Here is an 18,950-nt window from a genome sequence, read left to right as displayed (position 1 = left end):
GACTACCCCTCCCTCGACAGGCCGTCCGACCGGCTCTCGACGACGATGCCCCCCGCGAGCAGATGCTCCCAGCGCCGTGCAAGCATCTCGCGCATCTTCGCAACATGGGCATCGGATACCGCGTGGCCGATGCCATCGGTCAAGGCCCGTATGCGCCCCTCGCCGAGAGGCGGCATTGGCAGGGGCGTCTCCACCAGCTCGCCCACGAAGCGCAAGTTCTCTTCCAACGAGCGCGTCCCCAGGTAATTGTTGGCGTTCACGTCGCTTAAGGGGTCGAAGGCGCGCACGCGCTCCTCATCCCCGTAGCAAGAGAACACGAAGGACAAGCCGCTATCGAACAGCGGCGCGAGGCGCACCGAGCCTTCGGGGCTGCGTATCACCTCTATGTTTGCGCCGTGGCGATCCCGATTGGCGATGAGATAATCAGCAATGATGAGGGCCGCCACCTGCGGGCCCCAACCGTAGCGCCGCGCAAGGTCGAACGGCGACTCCCCGGGGCGCCGGTTCAAGTCGTAGAATAAATCGAAGGCCATCTTGCGCTCGTCGGGCGCGCGGAAGCTCGGCGACTCGTTGAGCCACGTCTCGCGCTCTTCGCCGTCGATGACCACGAGCCCGTGGATGAGCCGATAGCGTGCATGGGGAATGCCCAGGTGCTCCATCACGCGGCCGGCCAGAAGCTCATTGACACACTCATGGCCGTAAATGCCCCGGTAGCTGTCGTAGCAGGAGAGCTTGTAGTAGCGGCGCGCCCTCCCCTCGCCGGCCCGCGCCTTCGGGAAGGTGCCGCTCGTTCCCGAGGTTGTCGTGCGCTCGTCCCAGCGCAGGTGGCGGAAATCCTGCAGCTCCGCAACCAGATCGTCCATAACCCCTCCCTTCAATATGATTTTTGCATCATATCACAGAAAGAGATCAGACGGTCGCCTCTTTCAGCAGTGCAGCGCCGAGGGCGAGGAATTCCTGCTGGGTCAGGGTTTCGCCGCGGCGGCGGGGGTCGATGGCGGCGGCATCGAAGATGGCGGGAAGGTGATCGACGATGTCGGCTCCGTCGAGGACGAAGGCGCCCCCAACACCACCAGACAGGGCGCCATCCACGGCCCTTAGCCCAGCCGACGAACCCGAGGCTCCCAGCAAGAGCGAGCCGCGGCCGGAGAAGTAGGTCTTGCAGGAGTTGGCGATGGTCTTGCGGCGGTTGGCGAAGGCGGCGTCGGCTATGAGAGCCGCAGCAGCGATGACCTCCGGCGTGGCAGGTGCCCCATCGGCCATGAGCGGCACGCGACGGTTCAGGCGGATGACGGCGGAATCGACCCGGGGCGGCGGGAAAAAGTTGCCCGGGCCCACGGGAAAGCGGCCGGCCGGCTCGGCGTGCAAGCCGAGCTTCACGGTGTAAGCGCCGTAGTTCTTCGTGCCCACGGCGGCCGCCATGCGGTCGGCCACCTCCTTCTGCACCATGATGGTGGCGGAGTCCAAGAAGAGGAAGGATTCGAAGTAGTCGAGCACGACGGTGGCGGCCACGGCGTAGGGAAGGTTCGCGACCAGCTTGCTGGGAAGACTCGGCTGAAGCTCCTCCTGAGGCACAGCCACGCGGTACCTTGATTCGCTCAGACAGTCCTCGCTCTGCGAAACAGCCCACTGGGCTGTTTCGTTCGCTGCGGAACTCGCTCGGTCAAGGCACCCCGTGTCTGCGCCGATCTCGGCCATAGCCGCAACAATGTCATCCCCGGTTACGTCAAGGGCGTCCTTTTCTATGAGAGCGAACTTCTCGCGCCAGGGGTGCAGGGTGTCGGCGAGGACGGCGGGCAGGTCGGGGTCGCGCTCGATGGCGACGACGCTGGCGGCGTGCTTCAGGAGCGCGATGGTGAGCGTGCCGATGCCGGGGCCCACTTCCAAAACGCGGTCGGCCTCGTCCACCTCGGCCAGGGCGATGATCTTCTTCAGCACGTCGTCGTTCACGAGAAAGTTCTGGCCGAGCGTGTACTTGGTGCCGATGCCGTGGGCCTCGAGCACCGCGCGGGTGGCACTCGGCGTAGAGAGCGGCGACAGGCGCCCGTCGCCGCCGGCATAGCTATCGGTGGCCGCCACGGCCGTTGCCCTTCTTCTTGGTGTTCTTCTTCCCGTAGGCCGGGCCGCCGCCCTTGCCGGAGGACTTGCGCGGGCCGCGGGAGCCCGACTTCGGGGCATCCTGCTTAGGGGCGGGCGCCTTCTGGCTTACGGACAGCTTCGCGCGATCCTTCGGGCGGTGCTCGGCAGCTTCGGTCGTCCCGTCGTTGTCCTCCTCCTCTTCGACTTCCTCGATTTCTTCCACGCCCTCCACTTCCACAACCTCATAGTCGTCATCGAAGTCGAGGCCCAGGGCGCCGAAGCCGCCCACGGGGGGCAGCGGGTACTCCTCGGCGTCGGCCGTGATCTCGCCGTCAGCGCGAATCTTCCCCACCCAGTCGAGCACGAGCTCTACGGCAAAGCCGGCCACGGACAGCGCCGAGCGCACCGTGCCGATGAGCGGCTCGAAGCCGTGGGGATCGCCGCCGACTCCTACCACGTGGATGACCGCAGGGCGCTTGGGCCGCGTGCGCAGGTCGGTGAAGTAGTAGGGCTGCAGGCGGTCGAGCAGCGCCTTCATCTGAGCCGGCACGCTGGCGAAGTACACCGGGCACACCACGATGAGCTCATCGGCCGCATCCAGGTGCTTGCGCACCTCGTTCATGTCATCGTCAATGACGCAATGGTGGAACAGAGCACCGGATTCCGCCACCGTCTCTTGAGGCAGCAGCGGATCGCCCTCCTCGAACACGTGGATGGGCTCCTCGGCGACGGCGCGGCACTCATCGCAGCCGATACACGGCCGCACCTCGGTGGACGACACCGACACGATGGACACCCCGTCCTCCGGGCACTCCTCGATGCAGGCATTGAACAGCTCGTCGGCCAGCGCGGCACTGCGCCCATCGGCCCGACACGACCCGTGCAAAATCACTCTATGCATTGCTGCTGCCTTTCTGCCACGGGGTGGGCTTGCGGTTGAGGAGGCGCTGTGCGTTCTCGTAGAGCTGGGCGAGCAGGGCGGCACGGGCCTCGGGCGTCGTGGCGCCGCGGACTTCGCAGAGCACGTCGGCGGTGTAGATGGTGTGGGCGGGGCCGCAATCGGTGCCGCGCAGAGGCTCGGGGGTCATGTAGGGCGAGTCCGTCTCGGTGAGCAGGCGATCGGCCGGTACCAGCTTGGCGGCCTCGCGCACCTCGTCGGCGCGCTTGAAGGTAAGCGGGCCCCCGAAGGCGATGTAGCAGCCGGCCTCCACCCAACGCGCCACCTCAGCGGCATCCAGGTTGAAGCAGTGCAGAAGCGTTCCCGCCTCGGGAAAGCCCTCCTCTTCCAGAATGGCGAAGCCGTCGTCGTGAGCCTCGCGCATATGCAGCGCGATGGGCAGTCCCGCTTCCTTGGCCAGGCGAATCTGAGCGCGGAAGATCTCGCGCTGCACATCGCGCGGCGACAGGTCGTAGTGGTAGTCGAGCCCGATCTCCCCCACCGCGCTCACGCGGCGGTCGCGCAAACGCTCGCGCAGGGCGGCCTTAAGCTCCGGCGCCCACTCCTTGGCGTTGTGCGGGTGCACGCCGGCCGCGATGCGCACGTGGGGCACCGCCGGAGCGGCGACAATGCCGGCCGTGCCATCGTCCTCTTCTTCCATGACCTTCAGATCGCGAGCGGCCTCCATGAGCCAGAGAGGCAGGACGTCGAAGGTGGCGAAGCCGTCCTCGGCCGGATCGACGATGGTCTCCACGAAGGCGACGCCGTGAGCACCGCCGCGGGCCAACTCGCAGGCCGGATCGGCCAGCATCTGCAGATGCGCATGGGTGTCGGCCACCGGGCCTTCCAGCACCGGCGAGGGCATCACACGCCACTTCCCCCCTTTGCGCTTCTGCCGAAACAGTGCGTCATAAAAAACGGGATCTTGGTCTCTCATGATCGCCTACAGCTCGGGCAGATTATCCACATCCAGGCGGGGGAAGAGGGGGTCGCCCACCTCCACGGCGACGCTGGCGGGCAGCTGGCCCCAGGCCGTGGCCTCCTGGATGTCGGTGGTGTCGGCGATCTCTCCCAGGCCCAGGCGACGGAACACCTCGGCCGAGGTGTTCGGCATGAACGGCGCCATGTACAGGGCGATGATGCGGATGGCCTCCAGACAGTTGTAGATGACGCCGGCCAGCTCATCGGCGCGGGCGGGATCTTTCGCCAGCGTCCAGGGGGCGCTCTCCTCCACGTACAGGTTCACGCGGCTCGCCAGCTTCTGCACCGCCGCCGCGGCCCCGGTGAAGTCCACCTCGGCCATGCAGGCGTCGTATTCCGCGTACAGGGTGTCGGCGATCTCGCGCAGGGGGTTGTCCTCGGAACCGGCAGGCGCCTCGGGCACGCGGCCCTCGAAGTACTTCGTGGTCATGTTCGTCACGCGGGAGACGAGGTTGCCCCAGGTATTGGCCAGATCGGCGTTGTACACCTGCACCATGCGCTCCATGGAGATGGAGCCGTCGTGGCCGAACTGCACGTCGCTCATGAAGTAATAGCGGTAGGCGTCCACCCCGAACACGCGCACCAGGTCGGCCGGCATAAGCCCGTTGCCCTTCGACTTCGACATCTTCTCGCCCTTGGTGAGCAGAAAGCCGTGGCCGAACACCGTGTGGGTGATGGGCATGCCAGCGGCCATGAGCATCGCGGGCCAGATGACGCAGTGGAAGCGGGTGATGTCCTTGCCCACAAAGTGGTACTGAATGGGCCAGCGACGATCGAACTCGGCCTCGCGCTCGGGGTCGCCGTAGCCGATGCCCGTGAGGTACGCGATGAGCGCGTCGGCCCACACGTAGAACACGTGGCCCTCATCCCACGGCACGGGGATGCCCCAGTCGAAGCTGGAACGGGAGATGGACAGATCCTGCAAGCCGCCCTTCACGAAGGAGACGATCTCGTTGCGACGGCTGACCGGCCGGATGAAGTCCGGATGCTCGTCATAGAAGGCGAGGAGTTTGTCCTGGAACTCGGAGAGCTTGAAGAACCAGTTCTCCTCGCCCGAGGACTCGTAGCGCACCGGGCGCTTGCAGTCGGGGCACACGAACTCGCCGTCCTCGTTCTTCTCCAAGTCGCTCTCAGCGTAGTAGGTCTCCTCGTGCACGCAGTACCAGCCCTCGTAGGCGCTCTTGTACAGCCAGCCCGCGTCGTAGAGCCCCTGCCAGAACTTCTGCACGGCACGGGTCTGGCGATCCTCGGTGGTGCGCACGAAGTTGGTGTAGTCGATATCCAGCGTCTTCCACGCATCGGTGAAGGCCGGGGCCAGTGAGTCGCACCAGGCTTGCGGGGTCATGCCGTTCTTTTCGGCGGTCTCGGCGATCTTCTGGCCGTGCTCGTCGGTGCCGGTGACGAACGACACGTCGTAGCCGTTCATGCGCTCGTAGCGCGCGATGGTGTCGGCGGCCACCGTGGTGTAGGCGGTGCCCAGATGCGGCGCGGCGTTGATGTAGTAGATGGGCGTGGTGACGCCGAAGGTTCCCTTAGGCATAGCGGGTAAGACTCCTTTTCCGGGCGCAGGCGGCCGATGACACCGCCGCTCCCCTTTAGGGTTGTTGCGTGCAGGCTATCTTAACACAGGGAAGGGCCGCACGATCCTTCGACTCCGCGCTGCGCCGTAGGCGCGTGATGGCGCGGGGCCGTGAGGAACCAGGGCGGCAAGGGTCGCGAGGGACGCGAGCGCCGCAAGGATCAGGAGCGCCCGAGGATTCCACCCAACGTTGCCGCAAGATCCTTTACGCTGATGGGCTTGGAGAGATGGTCGTCGGCGCCGGCGCGCTTCGATTCCTGCACATCCTCGGTGAACGCGTTGGCCGAGAGCACCACGACGGGCAGCGCGCGCAAATCATCGCGCTCGCTCTCGCGGATGCGGCGCGTGGCCTCGAGGCCGTTCATGACGGGCATCTGGATATCCATGAGCACCACGTCGAAATGGCCCGGCTCGCTCGCGTCCAGCGCATCGAGGGCCTCCTGGCCGTTGGCCGCCGTCTCGGCCGCCGCGCCGAGGGACTCCAGCAGCGCCACGGCGATCTCGCTGTTAAGCTCGTTGTCCTCCACAAGCAGCACGCGCACGCCGCTCAAATCGGCGCCCCTCGGCGCGGGCGCATCCCCCTGCGAAACATCGCACAGGGCGTCGGCGTCGTCGCTTTCCTCGAGGGAGCCTTTCGCGTCCCTTTCCACATAGCGCATGCTCACCCGCACCGTGAACACCGTGCCGCGACCCGGCTCGCTTTCCACATCAATCGTGCCGCCCATCAGCGAGACGACGGACTGGGCGATGGAAAGCCCCAGCCCCGTGCCCTCCACGGACTCGGTGCGCGAGTCGTGCTCACGCGCGAAGGGCTCGAAGACGTGCGCCAGAAACTCAGGCGCCATGCCGCAGCCGGTGTCGGCGAAGACGAACTCGTAGTCGCTCGTCCCCTCGACGCGAGAGGCGTGCTCGACAACCCGCAGCGACACCGAGCCGCCCGCCGGCGTGAACTTCACCGCATTGCCGAGCATGTTCATGAACACCTGTTGCAAGCGAAGCCCGTCGCCCTCTACCAGCGGATGGGCGAGCCCTTCGAATTCAATCACGAAGGCGATGCCCGATTCTTCGCAGCGCTGCGAGAACATCGTCTCCATCTCGAGAGCCAACGCTCGCAGATCCACCTCTCCCACGGTAAGCACCAGGCGCCCGTTCTCGATCATGGAGAGATCGAGAACCTCGTTGATCAGCGCGAGCAAATGGTTGCTCGACAGCGTGATCTTCGCCAGGCAGTCGTCCACTTTCTCCGGATGCCCCTCGTTCATGCGCGCGAGCTCCGTCATGCCGATGATGGCGTTCATCGGCGTGCGGATATCGTGGCTCATGCGCGAGAGGAAGTCGCTCTTGGCGTTGTTGGCGGCAACCGCCGCGCGATAGGAGTCCTCCATGGCCAGCTGGAGCTGCTTCTCGCGCTGCTTGAGCGCCGTGACGTCCTGGGTTGTGTAGAGAAGCCGCGTCGGCATCCCCGCCGCGTCGCGCTGCACGCAGATGAGGTTGATGTCCTCCCGTTTGACGTCTCCCCCGCGATTCATCTGGTACTCGAAGCGGATCTCGTCGGAGCCGGGCGGCATGAGATCGATGATCGTGTGCTTGTCGTAGAGCTTGGCCACCTCCGCCTTGGCCTCGTCGCCCACGACCAGGCCCTGCAGGCGCTCTATCATGGCGGTGTAGGGGCCTTCCAACTCGTAGGGGTCACTCGGCGTGACCGGGCCGCTCATGTAGCGGAACCGATCGGCATCCAAATCCATGAGCACCAGCCGCTCGGTCAGCTTGGCCACCCCGCGCTGCACGTCCTCCCGATCGCGCATCGAGCGGGTGAGCGAGCGGTGGCGGCGGTTGTTGTAGAAGATAATGCCGGCAATGACGAGGACGAATACCACCACGATGACGAACAGGGCGTTCCAACCGCCTTCATTGGCCTCGTTGATCATCTGCTCGGTAGCGGCGGCCGGGAACGTCTCCAGCATCATCCAGCCGAGACCCGGCACCTCGCGAAGGCACACCGAGCCCGTGCCGCGCTCAGCCTGGTAGCTGTACGTGACCGTCTCGTGATTGGCAAAAGCGCGCTCCAGATCGCGGGCGCCAGAGGTGGCAGAGGGGTCGGCCTGCGCCTCTTGGATAAGGTTCCTGCCAACATAGGAGGAATCCGTGGCGGCCACCACCTCCCCGGTGGGCAAGCACAGCATCACCTGGGACGCGTAGCCGAAGAAATCGCCTGACAGAAGATCGGCGAGCCGGTTCTCGCTGTAGTGGGCCAGAAGCAAGCCCACGACCGGGCCGTCCGCGCCCTCGCGAACCGGTGCGAAGAAGTACACGAGGTTCTCGTGGGTCATGCGGGTGTTGAATACGGCCTCGATGCCAGATTCGCCCGCCATGGCCCGCTTGAAGCAAGAGCGATCCGACACGTTCACCGGCTCGTGCTGGGGCGAGTGCTGCATGCCGTCGACATCAACGAAGTCGATGGTGTCGAAAGGCGAGGTCTCCTCCACGCTGATGAGCCATTCCTCGCTGGTGACGATGTCGGTCACATCCGCCGACTCCGAGGCAAGGGCGGCGATAGTCTCGATGTCTTTCTGCGTGTTCTCCATGAGGGTGGAGACCAGCACGCAGGATTGGGCCGTGGCATCAGAGACGTACTGGTTCGCCTGGGCAACGATGCGGTTGCTCGTCTGCTGCATGAAGGTGGACAGCGTGACGACGACCGCGATGAACACGAGAACGAAAGCAGCTATGGAGAGCCAGTACTTTTTCCCCTCGTCTTCCACAGCGTCCTCTCTCGTCGCGGCACAGGTAATTACACATGATACGCGAAAGAGGGCAGCTGAGAGATTACAAGTTGGAACCAGCGGCGGGAGCGGCGACGTCGGCGAGAGTCAGCCCCGAGAGGTAGTCCCCGATGGCCGCCTGAAGACCGCCCCACACGCGGCGGGACGGACAGCCCTCGGCGCGCTCGCAAGTGGAGAGCGACCCCATACAATCGAGCAGCTCCAGGCCGTCCTCGGAGGCGGCGACAATGTCGGCCAGCGTGATGGAGGCCGCCTCACGGGCCAAGCGGTAGCCGCCCTGGTTGCCGCGGGTCACATCGAGCAGCCCCGCGCTGGCAAGCGGCGCGACGACCTGCTCGAGGTACTTCTTGGAAAGCCCCTGGCGATCGGCGACGTCCTTCAAGGCCACACGGCCCTCCCCCTGGCTTTGGGCCAGGTCGATCATGAAGCGCATGCCGTAACGGGTCTTCGTCGAAATCTTCACCGGAGGTCGCCTTTCTGGGTAAATCGTCGGGAATATGGTAACAATCATAGGAGGTTCTTGACAATCTCCGCAACCCGTCTATATTAATCTCTAGCAAATTACTAGACTTAGATGGAGAAGCTCGATCACGGCCCTGAACCGTGCCGGGCGAACCCATCCCCAACGCGGAAGCAGGAGCATCATGAGCCAGATCTACCTTGACCATGCGTCCACGACGCCTGTCCGTCCCGAAGTAGTGGAGGCCATGACCCCCTATTTCACCGAGCATTTCGGCAACCCCTCCTCCATCTATCCTTTGGGCCAGGAGGCCTCCGATGCCGTGGCCGCCGCCCGCGAGAGCCTGGCCGGCCTTATCGGCGCAACGCCGCGCGAGATCTTCTTCACGAGCGGCGGCACCGAATCGGACAACTGGGCCCTCAAGGGGTTCGCCCGGGCCAACGCCGCCAAGGGGCGCCACCTTATCACGAGCGCCATCGAGCACCACGCGGTGCTGCACACCTGCCAGGCGCTGGAGCGCGAGGGCTTCGAAGTGACCTACCTGCCCGTGGACGAGCACGGGCTCGTGAGCGTTGAGGACTTCAAGGCGGCCATCCGCCCGGACACCATCCTGGCCTCCATTATGTTCGCCAACAACGAAATCGGCACCATCGAGCCTATCGCTGAGCTGACGGCAGCTGCCCATGATGCCAACGTCGTTTTCCACACCGACGCGGTGCAGGCCTTCGGGCACGAGCCCATCGACGTGAACGAGCTGGGCATCGATATGCTGTCGGCCTCCTCCCACAAGATCTACGGGCCTAAGGGCGTCGGCCTCCTGTACGTGCGCAAGGGCGTGAAGCTCCAGAACCTCCTCGACGGCGGCCAGCAGGAACGCGGGCGGCGCGGCTCCACGGAGAACGTGCCCGGCATCGTCGGCTTCACCCGCGCGACCGAATTGGCCGCCGAGGAAATCGCCCCCGAGCACGACCGTCAGCTGGCCCTGCGCGACCACGCCATCCGCCGCATCCTGGAGGAGATCCCCTCGGCGAAGCTCAACGGCAGCTGGGAGAGCCGCCTGGCCAACAACGTGAACTTCTCCTTCGAGTTCATCGAGGGCGAAGGCATGCTGCTGCAGCTGGCCGCCCGGGGCATCTGCGTGTCCTCCGGCTCCGCCTGCACCTCCGGCTCGCTGGACCCGAGCCACGTGCTTTTGGCCATCGGCCTTCCCCACGAGATCGCCCACGGCTCGCTGCGCTTGACGCTGGGCCGCGACACCACCCTGGCCGACATCGACTTCGCCGTGGACTCGCTTAAGGCCACGCTGCAGCACCTGCGCATGATGAGCCCCCTGTACGAGGACTTCCAGCAGGGCAAGGTGGAATCGGTCATCGAGCGCTTCAAGGCCGACGGCTTCCCCTACGCGAACTAACATCACCCTATCACCTCCTTCATCGTCCTCCCCACCCATAGAAAGAGAGAATCCCTCATGGCCATGAACTACTCCGATAAAGTGATGGAGCACTTCACCAACCCCCAGAACGTCGGCGAGATCGAGAACGCGAGCGGCTGCGGCACCGTGGGCAACGCGGTGTGCGGCGACATCATGCGCGTGTACCTCGACATCGACGAGAACAACGTCATCCGCGACGCGAAGTTCAAGACCTTCGGCTGCGGGGCCGCTATCGCCACGAGCTCTATGGCCACCGTGCTCGTGAAGGGCAAGACAGTGCAGGAGGCGCTGGAGGTCACGAACAAGGCCGTCATGGAGGCCTTAGACGGGCTGCCCCCGGTGAAGGTGCACTGCTCGCTGCTGGCCGAAGAGGCCATCCATGCGGCGCTGTGGGACTACGCCGAGAAGAACGGCATCGTCATCGAGGGCCTGGAGAAGCCCGTGAGCGACATCTCCGAGCACGACCACGGCCACGGCGACGAGGACGACGAGTAGCCGCTGGCTCTCCGACAAGCCGCTGGTTCGACCCGGAAGCCCAAGGGCTTCCGGGCTCTTCTCTTTTCAAGCCGGCGCGTGCCGCAAAGTCGCCCACCCCTACGCTGCGACGACGATGACGTTCATGCCGTCGCCCGCGCAGGTTTGCAGCACCACCGACTCGCCGTAACCGGTTACCCGCGAAGCGATGGTCTTCCACGTGGCCGTCTCCTCCACCTGGAACACATCCCTCACCGTATAAGTGCGCTGCCCTCCCGAGCGGTCGCACACGACGACGGCATCGCCCGAGGACAGCGAACGCACCGGTGCGAACGAGCCGGGGTTATGTCCGACGAAATAGCCCCAGCTGCCGTCATCCACCGCGTCCGACCCCAACCACAGACCTCCCCCGGAGCTCGGCGTCGTGCCGCCGCGCACATCGCGGTAGGGAATGGCGGTACCGTCTACCACCAGCGTGCCAGGCTTGAGCGTTCCATCGACGTTCGATCCCTCATCAGATGGCACCTCTTCGGAAGCGGAAGAGTCGCCTTCCGCCGATGCTTCCACCGAAGGTTCGGGCCCGGGCGCGCTCGGCTGAGAGGCGAATCCCCCGCCTTCCGCCGCACTTCCGGACCCCTTCGACGCCTCCTGGCCGCCGCGCTGTTCGTCCGCCCGATCCGCCTCTTCCGAACACGCACCCGCAGCCTCGCCCGATGAGGCACCTGGACCCTCGGCAGAAAGATGAGCGTCCTGCGCCCCGGCGGCTTCGGCCGGCGTTTGCTCCCCTGCTTCCGTGGCAGCTTCCCGCGCCGCCGCGTCCGTTACCCTATAGGCCGCAAGCGCCTGCCGCACTTCGGCGCGATGGGAACGGGCCGCAGCGGCCACCTTCTCCTCCAACTTCTGGCCCACCAACGGAGCCCAAGCGTCCCCGGCTCTCACACTTTCCTCAGGCACGGACCCCTCACTTCCCCAAGCTACCGCGCCAAGCCCCAGGCCGGCGCCCAAGGTAAGCGCCAGCGCTCCTGTCACCACAGCCTTCTTTTTGCGTCCAACAACCTCTCCCATGCTCTCACCAGGCCTTTCGCTCTCAAAACCGAATGTTTGTTCGCATTGTAATGTAATACAAGCCCAATGAAAAGCCCTTTTAGTACAAAAGTTCGCTTCAATTTCGCAGTGCCGAATCCCGACGCTAGCGCAGCTTGGCGCGCCGCTCTTTCCAGTCAGGCATGAAAGTGCCCATAAGCGCGTGGAAGCGAGGGCCGTGGCCGCGCTCAAGCAGGTGGCACAGCTCGTGGACGACCACGTATTCCAAGCACTCCGGCGGGTAGAGGGCCAAGCGCACGTTGATGCAGATGCGGCCGGTCGAGGGCTGGCAGCTGCCCCAGCGACTCGTCATGTTGCGGTAGGCGATCTTGCCCGCCTTCACGCCCATGACGGGCTCCCACGCCTCGATGAGCGCCGGCACGCAGGCCGCAACGACCGCTTTCCACTGGGCCACTTCCGTAGGCGTGGCCGCGGCGGCCTCGACACGGGGCGATTGCGCGATCTCCTGCTGCTGGCGCTCTATCCAGTCGCGCTTCTCCCCCACGAACTTCCGGATGGTGGCGAGCGGCAAGTGCAGGGGCGCCGACACCTCGATGCGCCCGTCGGGAGGCTTTACCCGCAGGTGCATATTCTTGATGGCCTTGCGGGTGAGCCAGACCTCCAGCCCGTCGATGAAGACGAGCTCGGGAGGCATCATTTTTGCCGGACGCTTTCTCGCTGCTGCCATGAAATTATTCGACTCGCTTCGCTCGCTCAGAATGACACCGAAGTCATCGCGCGGCCTCCATGGCCAGGTTGTAGGCGTCGTTGCGGGAAATGCCGAACTCGGCGACAAGGTGCTTGGTGACCTCCTTGGTGCGCAGGCCCTCCGCCACCAGCTCGACAGCGCGCTCGGCAGCCGATGCCGCGGCCTCCTCGGCACCGACGGCCGCCTCCGTCTCGCCCGGGGCGTCTATCACGAGCACGATCTCGCCGCGAACGCCGCCGGGCTCCTCGGCACGGGCCGCGAACCGCTCGCGCAGCTCGGCGGCACTCCCCCGGGCCACCTCCTCGTGCAGCTTCGTCAGCTCGCGGCAGACCGCCACCTCGCGCCACGGCAGCACCTCGGCGATGACCGAAAGCGCCGCCACCAGCCGGTTCGGGCTCTCGTAGAACACGAGAGCCGCGTCCAGCCCGGAAAGCTCTGCGAGCACCGTCCGTTGCTCGGTCGCCTTGCGTGGGAAGAAGCCGCCGAAGTAGAAGCGCGGGCACACCGTTCCCGAGGCCACGTAGGCGCAGGCCGCCGCCGAGGCGCCGGGCAGCACCTCCACGGCCACACCGGCCTCGCGCGCCGCGGCCACAAGTCGCAGCCCCGGGTCGGACACGCCGGGCATGCCGGCGTCCGAGCAGTAGGCCACCACCTCGCCGGCTGCCACGCGCTCCACCACGCCCGCAGCCCGCGAGCCGATCATCGCCTCGTCCAGCCGCGCGAGCCGCTTCTCGATCCCGAAATGCGCGAGCAGCTTCCCCGTTACCCGGGTGTCCTCCGCGCACACCACGTCGGCCTCGCGCAGCGCCTCCAGCGAGCGCAGCGTCATATCGCCCAAATTCCCAATGGGCGTCGGCACGATGACGAGTTTTCCCGAAGCGTTGGCGGATTCCACTACCCCACGACCTCGGTGGTCTCCACCTCTACGGATGCCGCCACGGTCTCGGGTTCCTCAGGCGCTCCGTCGCGGGCCACCGCCCGGGCGGCACGGGCCTCGGCCTCCTTCTCGGCCAAATTCGCCTTGGCCACGGCGATCATGAGCTTGATGCGGTTGAGCTGGTTCACCTCGCTCGCACCGGGGTCGTAGTCCACGGCCACGATGTTGCTCTCCGGGTAGCGGCGGCGCAGCTCCTTAATGGTGGCCTTGCCCACCACGTGGTTCGGCAAACAGGCGAAGGGCTGGGTGCACACCACGTTCGGGCAGCCGGAGCGAATGAGCTCCACCATCTCAGCGGTGAGCAGCCACCCCTCGCCCATGGAGTTGCACAGGGAAAGGATCTCGCTCGCGTAGTCGGCCAGCTCGTAGATGTCCGCCGGCGGGTGGAAGCGACTCGACTTCTCCAGCGCGTCGTTCACGGGCTTGCGCAGCTTCTTGATGGCGGCCAGGCCGATCTTGCTCCCGAGCGCGCTCTTCTTCGACTTGCCGATAGGCTGCTGGAAGATGCCGCCGGCGATGCCGAACAGGAAGAACTCGATAAGCCCGGGCACCACGGCCTCGCAGCCCTCGCGCTCGATGACGTCCACGATCTGGTTGTTGGCCGTCGGGTGGAACTTCACGAGGATCTCGCCCACCACGCCCACGCGGGGTTTCGTGCCCTCGCCGGCCAGGGGCAGCGCGTCGAAGTCCTCCACGATGCGGCGCACCGTGCGGCGGAACTCCGACTGGCGCACGCCGCGCTCGAGCTGGTGCTTGCAGGCGTCCATCCAGTACTGGAACAGGCGGTTCGCGCTGCCCGGCTCCACCTCGTAGGGGCGCGTGCGATACAAGCACATCATGAGCAAATCGCCGTACTGCAGCGCGTAAATGGCCTGGTAGAGCATCTTCGGCGTGATCTTGAAGCCAGGGTTCTCCTCGCCCAGGTCCTTGAAGGAGATGGCGATGACCGGGATGTGCCCGAGCCCCACGGACTTCAGCGCCTTGCGGATGAGCGAGATGTAGTTGGTGGCGCGGCAGCCGCCGCCGGTCTGGGTGATGAGCACGGCCAGCTTGTCGGTGTCGTACTTGCCCGACAGCACCGCTTCCATAATCTGGCCCGTGACCAGGATGGACGGGTAGCAGATGTCGTTGTTCACGTACTTCAGGCCCGCGTCCACCGCGCCGTGGTCCACCGAGGGCAGAAGCGCCACGTTGTAGCCGGCGCGCTTGAAGATGGGCACCAGAAGCTCGAAGTGGTAGGGGGCCATCTGGGGCGCCAGAATCGTCCAGCCCCCATCGCGCATCTGCTCGGTGAACTGGGGGCGCGCGAACTCGGTGGAGGCGCCCTCGCGCTGCTCGATCTCGGCCGCGGCCACCACGCCATCGGCCTTCTCGGTGAAGCTGGCGGGCACGAGCTTATCCAGGTTGTCCAAGTCGATGCACGCAGCCGGACAGCCCCTCTTCTCGGCGGCGGCGTCGGCTTCCGCCTCGGCCTCGCGGTCGGCCTGGTCCTTCAAGGCCGCCAAAAGACTGCGCACGCGAATGCGCGCCGCGCCCAAGTTCGACACCTCGTCGATCTTCAGCACCGTGTACACCTTGCCGGCCGCTTCCAACACCTCCTGCACCTGATCGGTGGTGAGGGCATCCAGGCCGCATCCGAAGGAGTTCAGCTGAATGAGATCGAGATCCTTACGCTGGGTGACCACCTTGGCCGCCGCGTACAGGCGCGTATGGTACATCCACTGATCCACCACGCGAATGGGCCGCTCCAGCTGGCCCAAGTGCGCCACGGAGTCCTCGGTGAGCACGGCCAAACCGAAGCTCGTGAGCAGCTCGGGGATAGCGTGGTTGATCTCGGGATCCTGGTGATAGGGGCGCCCGGCCAACACGATGCCGCGCGTGCCGGTCTTCTCCATCCACGCGAGGGTTTCCACACCCTTCGTGCGAATATCGCGTTTGAACGCCTCGTCCTCGGCCCAGGCCGCCTCCACCGCCGCCCGGATCTCGTCAGCCGTGAGCGCGGGGCCGCACCCGTTCGTCTCTTTCGCAAAGTTCTCGGTCAGCTCCACCACCAGGCGCTCGGCCAGCTTGTCCTTGTCGTGGTAGGGCACCCACGGCGACACGAAGGCCACATCGGTCTCGCGCAGCTCGTCGATGTTCAGGCGCAGCGCCTCGGGGTAACTCGCCACAATGGGGCAGTTGAAGTGGTTGCCGGCGGTCTCGTCCTCCTGGCGCTCCCACTTCGAACACGGCATCCAGATGAAGTCCGGGTGCTTGTCGAGCAGGTTCATGATGTGGCCGTGCGAAAGCTTCGCCGGATAGCACACGCTCTCGGAGGGCATCGATTCGATGCCGGCCTCGTAGGTCTTCTTCGTGGACGGGTCGGACAGCACCACCCGGTACCCCAGCTTCGTGAAGAAGGTGAACCAGAACGGGTAGTTCTCGTACATGTTGAGCGCGCGCGGGATGCCCACGGTGCCGCGGGGCGCCTCCTCGGGCGCCAGGGGCTCGTAGCCGAAGGTGCGCTCGGCCTTGTACTCGAACAGGTTCGGCACGGCCGACTTCTCGGTGCCGGTGCCCAAACTCTCGCCCTTCTCGCAGCGGTTGCCGGTGATGAAGCGGCGGTGCTTGCCCGTCGCCGCATCGATGCCGAAATCGTTCACTGTGAGCAGGCAGGCGTTCGAGCAGCCCTTGCAGCGCACGGTGCGATGCGTCGGCGCGAGCGCCTCGATCTCCTCAAGGGACAAAAGCCCGCTCAGGGGCACCTTCGGGCCCAGATCCGGCGACAGCGGCACGTTCTCGGTGCGCCGGCGCGTCTCCTCGAAGCGGTCGCGGGCCAACAATGCCGCGCCGAAGGCGCCCATGTTGCCGGCGATGTCGGGACGGATGGCGTTCACTTCGGAGAGCTGCTCGAAGGCGCGCAGCACCGCATCGTTCAAGAAGGTGCCGCCCTGCACGATGACCTTCGTGCCCACATCGTGCGGGTCGCGAATCTTGATGACCTTGAACAGGGCGTTCTTGATAACGGAAATCGCCAGACCCGCGGCGATGTCGCCTACGGTGGCGCCCTCCTTCTGGGCCTGTTTCACGCGGCTGTTCATGAACACGGTGCAGCGGCTGCCCAGATCCACCGGGTTCTCGGCGGAGATGGCCGTGGCGGCGAACTCGGCCACGTCCAGGTTCAGGCCGCTCGCGAAGGACTCGATGAAGCTGCCGCAGCCCGAGGAACAGGCCTCGTTCAGCATGATGTGGTCGATGACGCCGTCCTTCACGCGCAAGCACTTCATGTCCTGGCCGCCGATGTCCAGGATGAACTCCACGCCGGGCAGCATCTCCTGGGCGCCGCGCAAATGGGCCACCGTCTCAATCTCGCCGGAGTCGACCCGCAGGGCCTCCAGCAGAAGCCCCTCGCCGTAGCCGGTCACCGTGGCGTGGCCTATCTGCACGAGCGGCTCATCCGTTTCCGGGTCGCGGGGCAGCGCCTGGTACAGCTCGGCCACGGCCGCCTTGGCGCAGCCCAGCACGTCGCCCTTGTTCGAGGCGTAGGTGGACCACAGAAGCGCCCCGTCCTCGCCGATGAGCGCCGCCTTGAACGTGGTGGAGCCGGCGTCGATGCCGAGGAAGGCCACGCCCCGGTAGTCCTCAAGCGACGCGCGACGCACGCGCTCGGCGTCGTGGCGAGCGTGGAACTCCGCCAGCTCCGCCTCGTCGGCGAACAGCGGCGCCAGGCGTACCACCTCCGAGCCCTGCATGTCGCCCAGGCCCTCCAGGCGCGTCAGCACATCGAAAAGCTTCTCGGGCCGCGCGCCCTCTGCCACACCGGCGATGGCGCAGCCGGCAGCCACGAACAGGTGCGCGTTCTCGGGCACGATGATGGCCTCGTCGGTCAATTCCAAGGTTTCGTAGAAGCGCTTGCGCAGTTCGGGCAGGTACTGCAAGGGGCCGCCGAGGAAGGCCACATGCCCCCGGATGGGCCGGCCGCAGGCGAGACCGGAGATGGTCTGAGTCACCACCGACTGGAAGATGGAGGCGGCGATGTCCTCCTTGCGCGCGCCCTCGTTCAGAAGCGGCTGCACATCGGTCTTGGCGAACACGCCGCAGCGGCTCGCGATGGGGTAGATGGTCTCATGATCGGCCGCCAGCTCGTTCAGGCCGCCGGCATCCGTGTCCAGAAGGGCCGCCATCTGGTCGATGAAGGCGCCCGTGCCGCCGGCGCAGGTGCCGTTCATGCGCTGCTCGATGCCGTTGTCGAAGTAGATGATCTTCGCGTCCTCGCCGCCCAGCTCGATGGCGACGTCGGTTTTGGGGATGAAGGTCTCCACCGCCGTCTTCGACGCGATAACCTCCTGCACGAAAGCCACGTCGAGCCACTGGGACAGAAGCAGGCCGCCCGATCCGGTGATGGCGATGGTCATGGTCTCGTCCGGATAGGCCGAGGCCGCCTCGCGCAGCACCTCCACGATGGTGGCGCGCACGTCGGCATGATGGCGGCGGTACACCGCCCACAGGATTTCGTTGTCGTTGTTCAGCACCGCCAGCTTCACCGTGGTCGATCCCACGTCGATGCCGATATGGAAGGGGCACGCCTCCGCAGCGGCGCTGGCCTCGGCGGAAGTCTGGGCCGTCTCCACCGTGGTCACCCGCGGCGCGCAAGAGGCGCACGCCGCAGATGCCAGCTCTTTTGCCGAGGTTGAGGCCTCGGTGATGATCTCGGTGTACTTGCTGTTCTTGGCATTCTTCTTCATTGGCTTACTCCCAACTTACAGCTCGATGGACTCGCCGGGCTTGATAAACAGAAGGCGCATGGCGATGCGCGCCATGGTCTCAGAGGATTCGGGGCAGCCGCGCTCGATCCAGTGGGCGATGACCCCTAAGTAGGCGGCGGCGTAGAAGGCCACGTAGTACTCCACGAAAACCGTAGGGTTGTCGCGGTATTTCTCATGCAGGATGTTCTGCACCAGGTTCTCGCAGACCGCCTCACGCAGCCGCGGCCCGAAGCGCACATCGCCCCCGGGGCCAAGCACCGCGTGCAGAAAGTCGCTCTGCTCGCGCAGGTAGTCGAACAGCTCCACGAGGAACGGCAGCGGGCGGCCCGTCGCGCGGAAGGCCAGCATGTCCGCCAGGGTAATGGACTGCATGCGCTCCTGCAGGGCATCGAGGTCGGCCATGACCTCGTCCTCCAGCACGGCGAGCAGCCCGTCCTTGTCGCGGAAGTGGTTGTAGAAAGTGCCGCGGGACGTATCGGCCCGCTCGCATAAGTCGTTCACGGTGAGCGCATCGTAGCCGCGCTCCTCCATGAGCTCGACAAGGGCGCCGCGCAGGGCGCGCCTCGATTTCGCGATGCGCCGATCCTCGCAGGGGGCGGCCGGCGCGCAGGTTGCCGTGGCTATGACGGTCTCCTTCGTTCGGTTGCGATACAGCGGTCGGATTTCGACAGAACGGCCAAAAATGGACACTCTGTTCAATAGCTCGCATTATAGAGAGCGCCGCCCTTTTCGGCAACCCCTTCCTTCCCCT

The 18,950-nt window shown here is 65.7% G+C and carries 14 protein-coding genes; 2 read left to right on the top strand and 12 right to left on the bottom strand.

Annotated elements, in window-relative coordinates; translation table 11 throughout:
- Window positions 1-2 precede the first annotated feature (2 nt).
- The 7 genes from ACYVRU_RS04175 to ACYVRU_RS04145 all read right to left on the bottom strand — a co-directional run bounded on the left by ACYVRU_RS04175 (window position 3) and on the right by ACYVRU_RS04145 (window position 8,822).
- The gene (locus tag ACYVRU_RS04175; RefSeq protein WP_147272677.1) at window positions 3-863 is read right to left on the bottom strand and encodes a hypothetical protein; all 861 of its coding nucleotides are present in this window, start codon (window positions 861-863) and stop codon (window positions 3-5) included.
- 46 nt (window positions 864-909) lie between these two features.
- Window positions 910-2,079, bottom strand: a complete 1,170-nt coding sequence (locus ACYVRU_RS04170; RefSeq protein ID WP_241520657.1) for a ribosomal RNA small subunit methyltransferase A — start codon at window positions 2,077-2,079, stop codon at window positions 910-912.
- Entirely contained in the window at window positions 2,063-2,980 is a 918-nt protein-coding gene (locus tag ACYVRU_RS04165) for a flavodoxin family protein (RefSeq protein WP_451917886.1), read from the bottom strand. Before ACYVRU_RS04165 ends, ACYVRU_RS04170 begins: the two co-directional genes overlap by 17 nt.
- On the bottom strand, window positions 2,973-3,881 hold the full coding sequence (locus ACYVRU_RS04160; RefSeq protein ID WP_302223931.1) for a TatD family hydrolase: 909 nt from the start codon (window positions 3,879-3,881) through the stop codon (window positions 2,973-2,975). The genes ACYVRU_RS04165 and ACYVRU_RS04160 overlap by 8 nt, the downstream gene beginning before the upstream one ends.
- 78 nt (window positions 3,882-3,959) lie before the next feature.
- A complete protein-coding gene (metG, locus tag ACYVRU_RS04155; protein ID WP_302223921.1) occupies window positions 3,960-5,537 on the bottom strand; it encodes a methionine--tRNA ligase in 1,578 nt (525 codons plus the stop codon).
- Window positions 5,538-5,737: 200 nt separating this feature from the next.
- Window positions 5,738-8,338 carry an ATP-binding protein gene (locus ACYVRU_RS04150; RefSeq protein WP_452039449.1) on the bottom strand — a complete coding sequence of 867 codons (2,601 nt, stop codon included), beginning with the start codon at window positions 8,336-8,338 and terminating at the stop codon, window positions 5,738-5,740.
- Window positions 8,339-8,402: 64 nt separating this feature from the next.
- Window positions 8,403-8,822: an RrF2 family transcriptional regulator gene (locus ACYVRU_RS04145; protein ID WP_302223924.1), complete on the bottom strand. Its 420-nt coding sequence runs from the start codon at window positions 8,820-8,822 to the stop codon at window positions 8,403-8,405.
- Window positions 8,823-9,003: 181 nt separating this feature from the next.
- Here ACYVRU_RS04145 and nifS point away from each other — a divergent pair, with 181 nt between their 5' ends.
- Together nifS and nifU are read left to right on the top strand one after the other, a co-directional pair.
- On the top strand, window positions 9,004-10,230 hold the full coding sequence (gene nifS, locus ACYVRU_RS04140) for a cysteine desulfurase NifS (protein WP_157012533.1): 1,227 nt from the start codon (window positions 9,004-9,006) through the stop codon (window positions 10,228-10,230).
- A gap of 57 nt (window positions 10,231-10,287) precedes the next feature.
- Complete coding sequence (gene nifU / locus ACYVRU_RS04135) at window positions 10,288-10,746, top strand: Fe-S cluster assembly scaffold protein NifU (RefSeq protein WP_321203145.1); 459 nt, start codon at window positions 10,288-10,290, stop codon at window positions 10,744-10,746.
- Window positions 10,747-10,845: 99 nt separating this feature from the next.
- Here the strand turns inward: nifU and ACYVRU_RS04130 are convergent, their stop codons facing one another.
- The 5 genes from ACYVRU_RS04130 to ACYVRU_RS04110 form a co-directional block, all read right to left on the bottom strand.
- Window positions 10,846-11,790 carry a sortase domain-containing protein gene (locus tag ACYVRU_RS04130; RefSeq protein ID WP_157012534.1) on the bottom strand — a complete coding sequence of 315 codons (945 nt, stop codon included), beginning with the start codon at window positions 11,788-11,790 and terminating at the stop codon, window positions 10,846-10,848.
- A gap of 124 nt (window positions 11,791-11,914) precedes the next feature.
- Window positions 11,915-12,466 carry a M48 family metallopeptidase gene (locus ACYVRU_RS04125; protein ID WP_157012585.1) on the bottom strand — a complete coding sequence of 184 codons (552 nt, stop codon included), beginning with the start codon at window positions 12,464-12,466 and terminating at the stop codon, window positions 11,915-11,917.
- 73 nt (window positions 12,467-12,539) lie between these two features.
- Window positions 12,540-13,412, bottom strand: a complete 873-nt coding sequence (gene rsmI, locus ACYVRU_RS04120) for a 16S rRNA (cytidine(1402)-2'-O)-methyltransferase (protein WP_461185746.1) — start codon at window positions 13,410-13,412, stop codon at window positions 12,540-12,542.
- Window positions 13,412-18,178 (bottom strand): acyl-CoA dehydratase activase-related protein, encoded by a 4,767-nt coding sequence (locus tag ACYVRU_RS04115; protein WP_452039450.1) that lies wholly within the window; start codon window positions 18,176-18,178, stop codon window positions 13,412-13,414. The genes rsmI and ACYVRU_RS04115 overlap by 1 nt, the downstream gene beginning before the upstream one ends.
- A 15-nt stretch (window positions 18,179-18,193) precedes the next feature.
- Window positions 18,194-18,823, bottom strand: a complete 630-nt coding sequence (locus ACYVRU_RS04110) for a TetR/AcrR family transcriptional regulator (RefSeq protein WP_367891187.1) — start codon at window positions 18,821-18,823, stop codon at window positions 18,194-18,196.
- Window positions 18,824-18,950: the final 127 nt, after the last annotated feature.

Source organism: Adlercreutzia sp. CNCM I-6216 (genome assembly GCF_977113345.1).
This window is presented reverse-complemented; position numbering and strand designations above follow the sequence as displayed.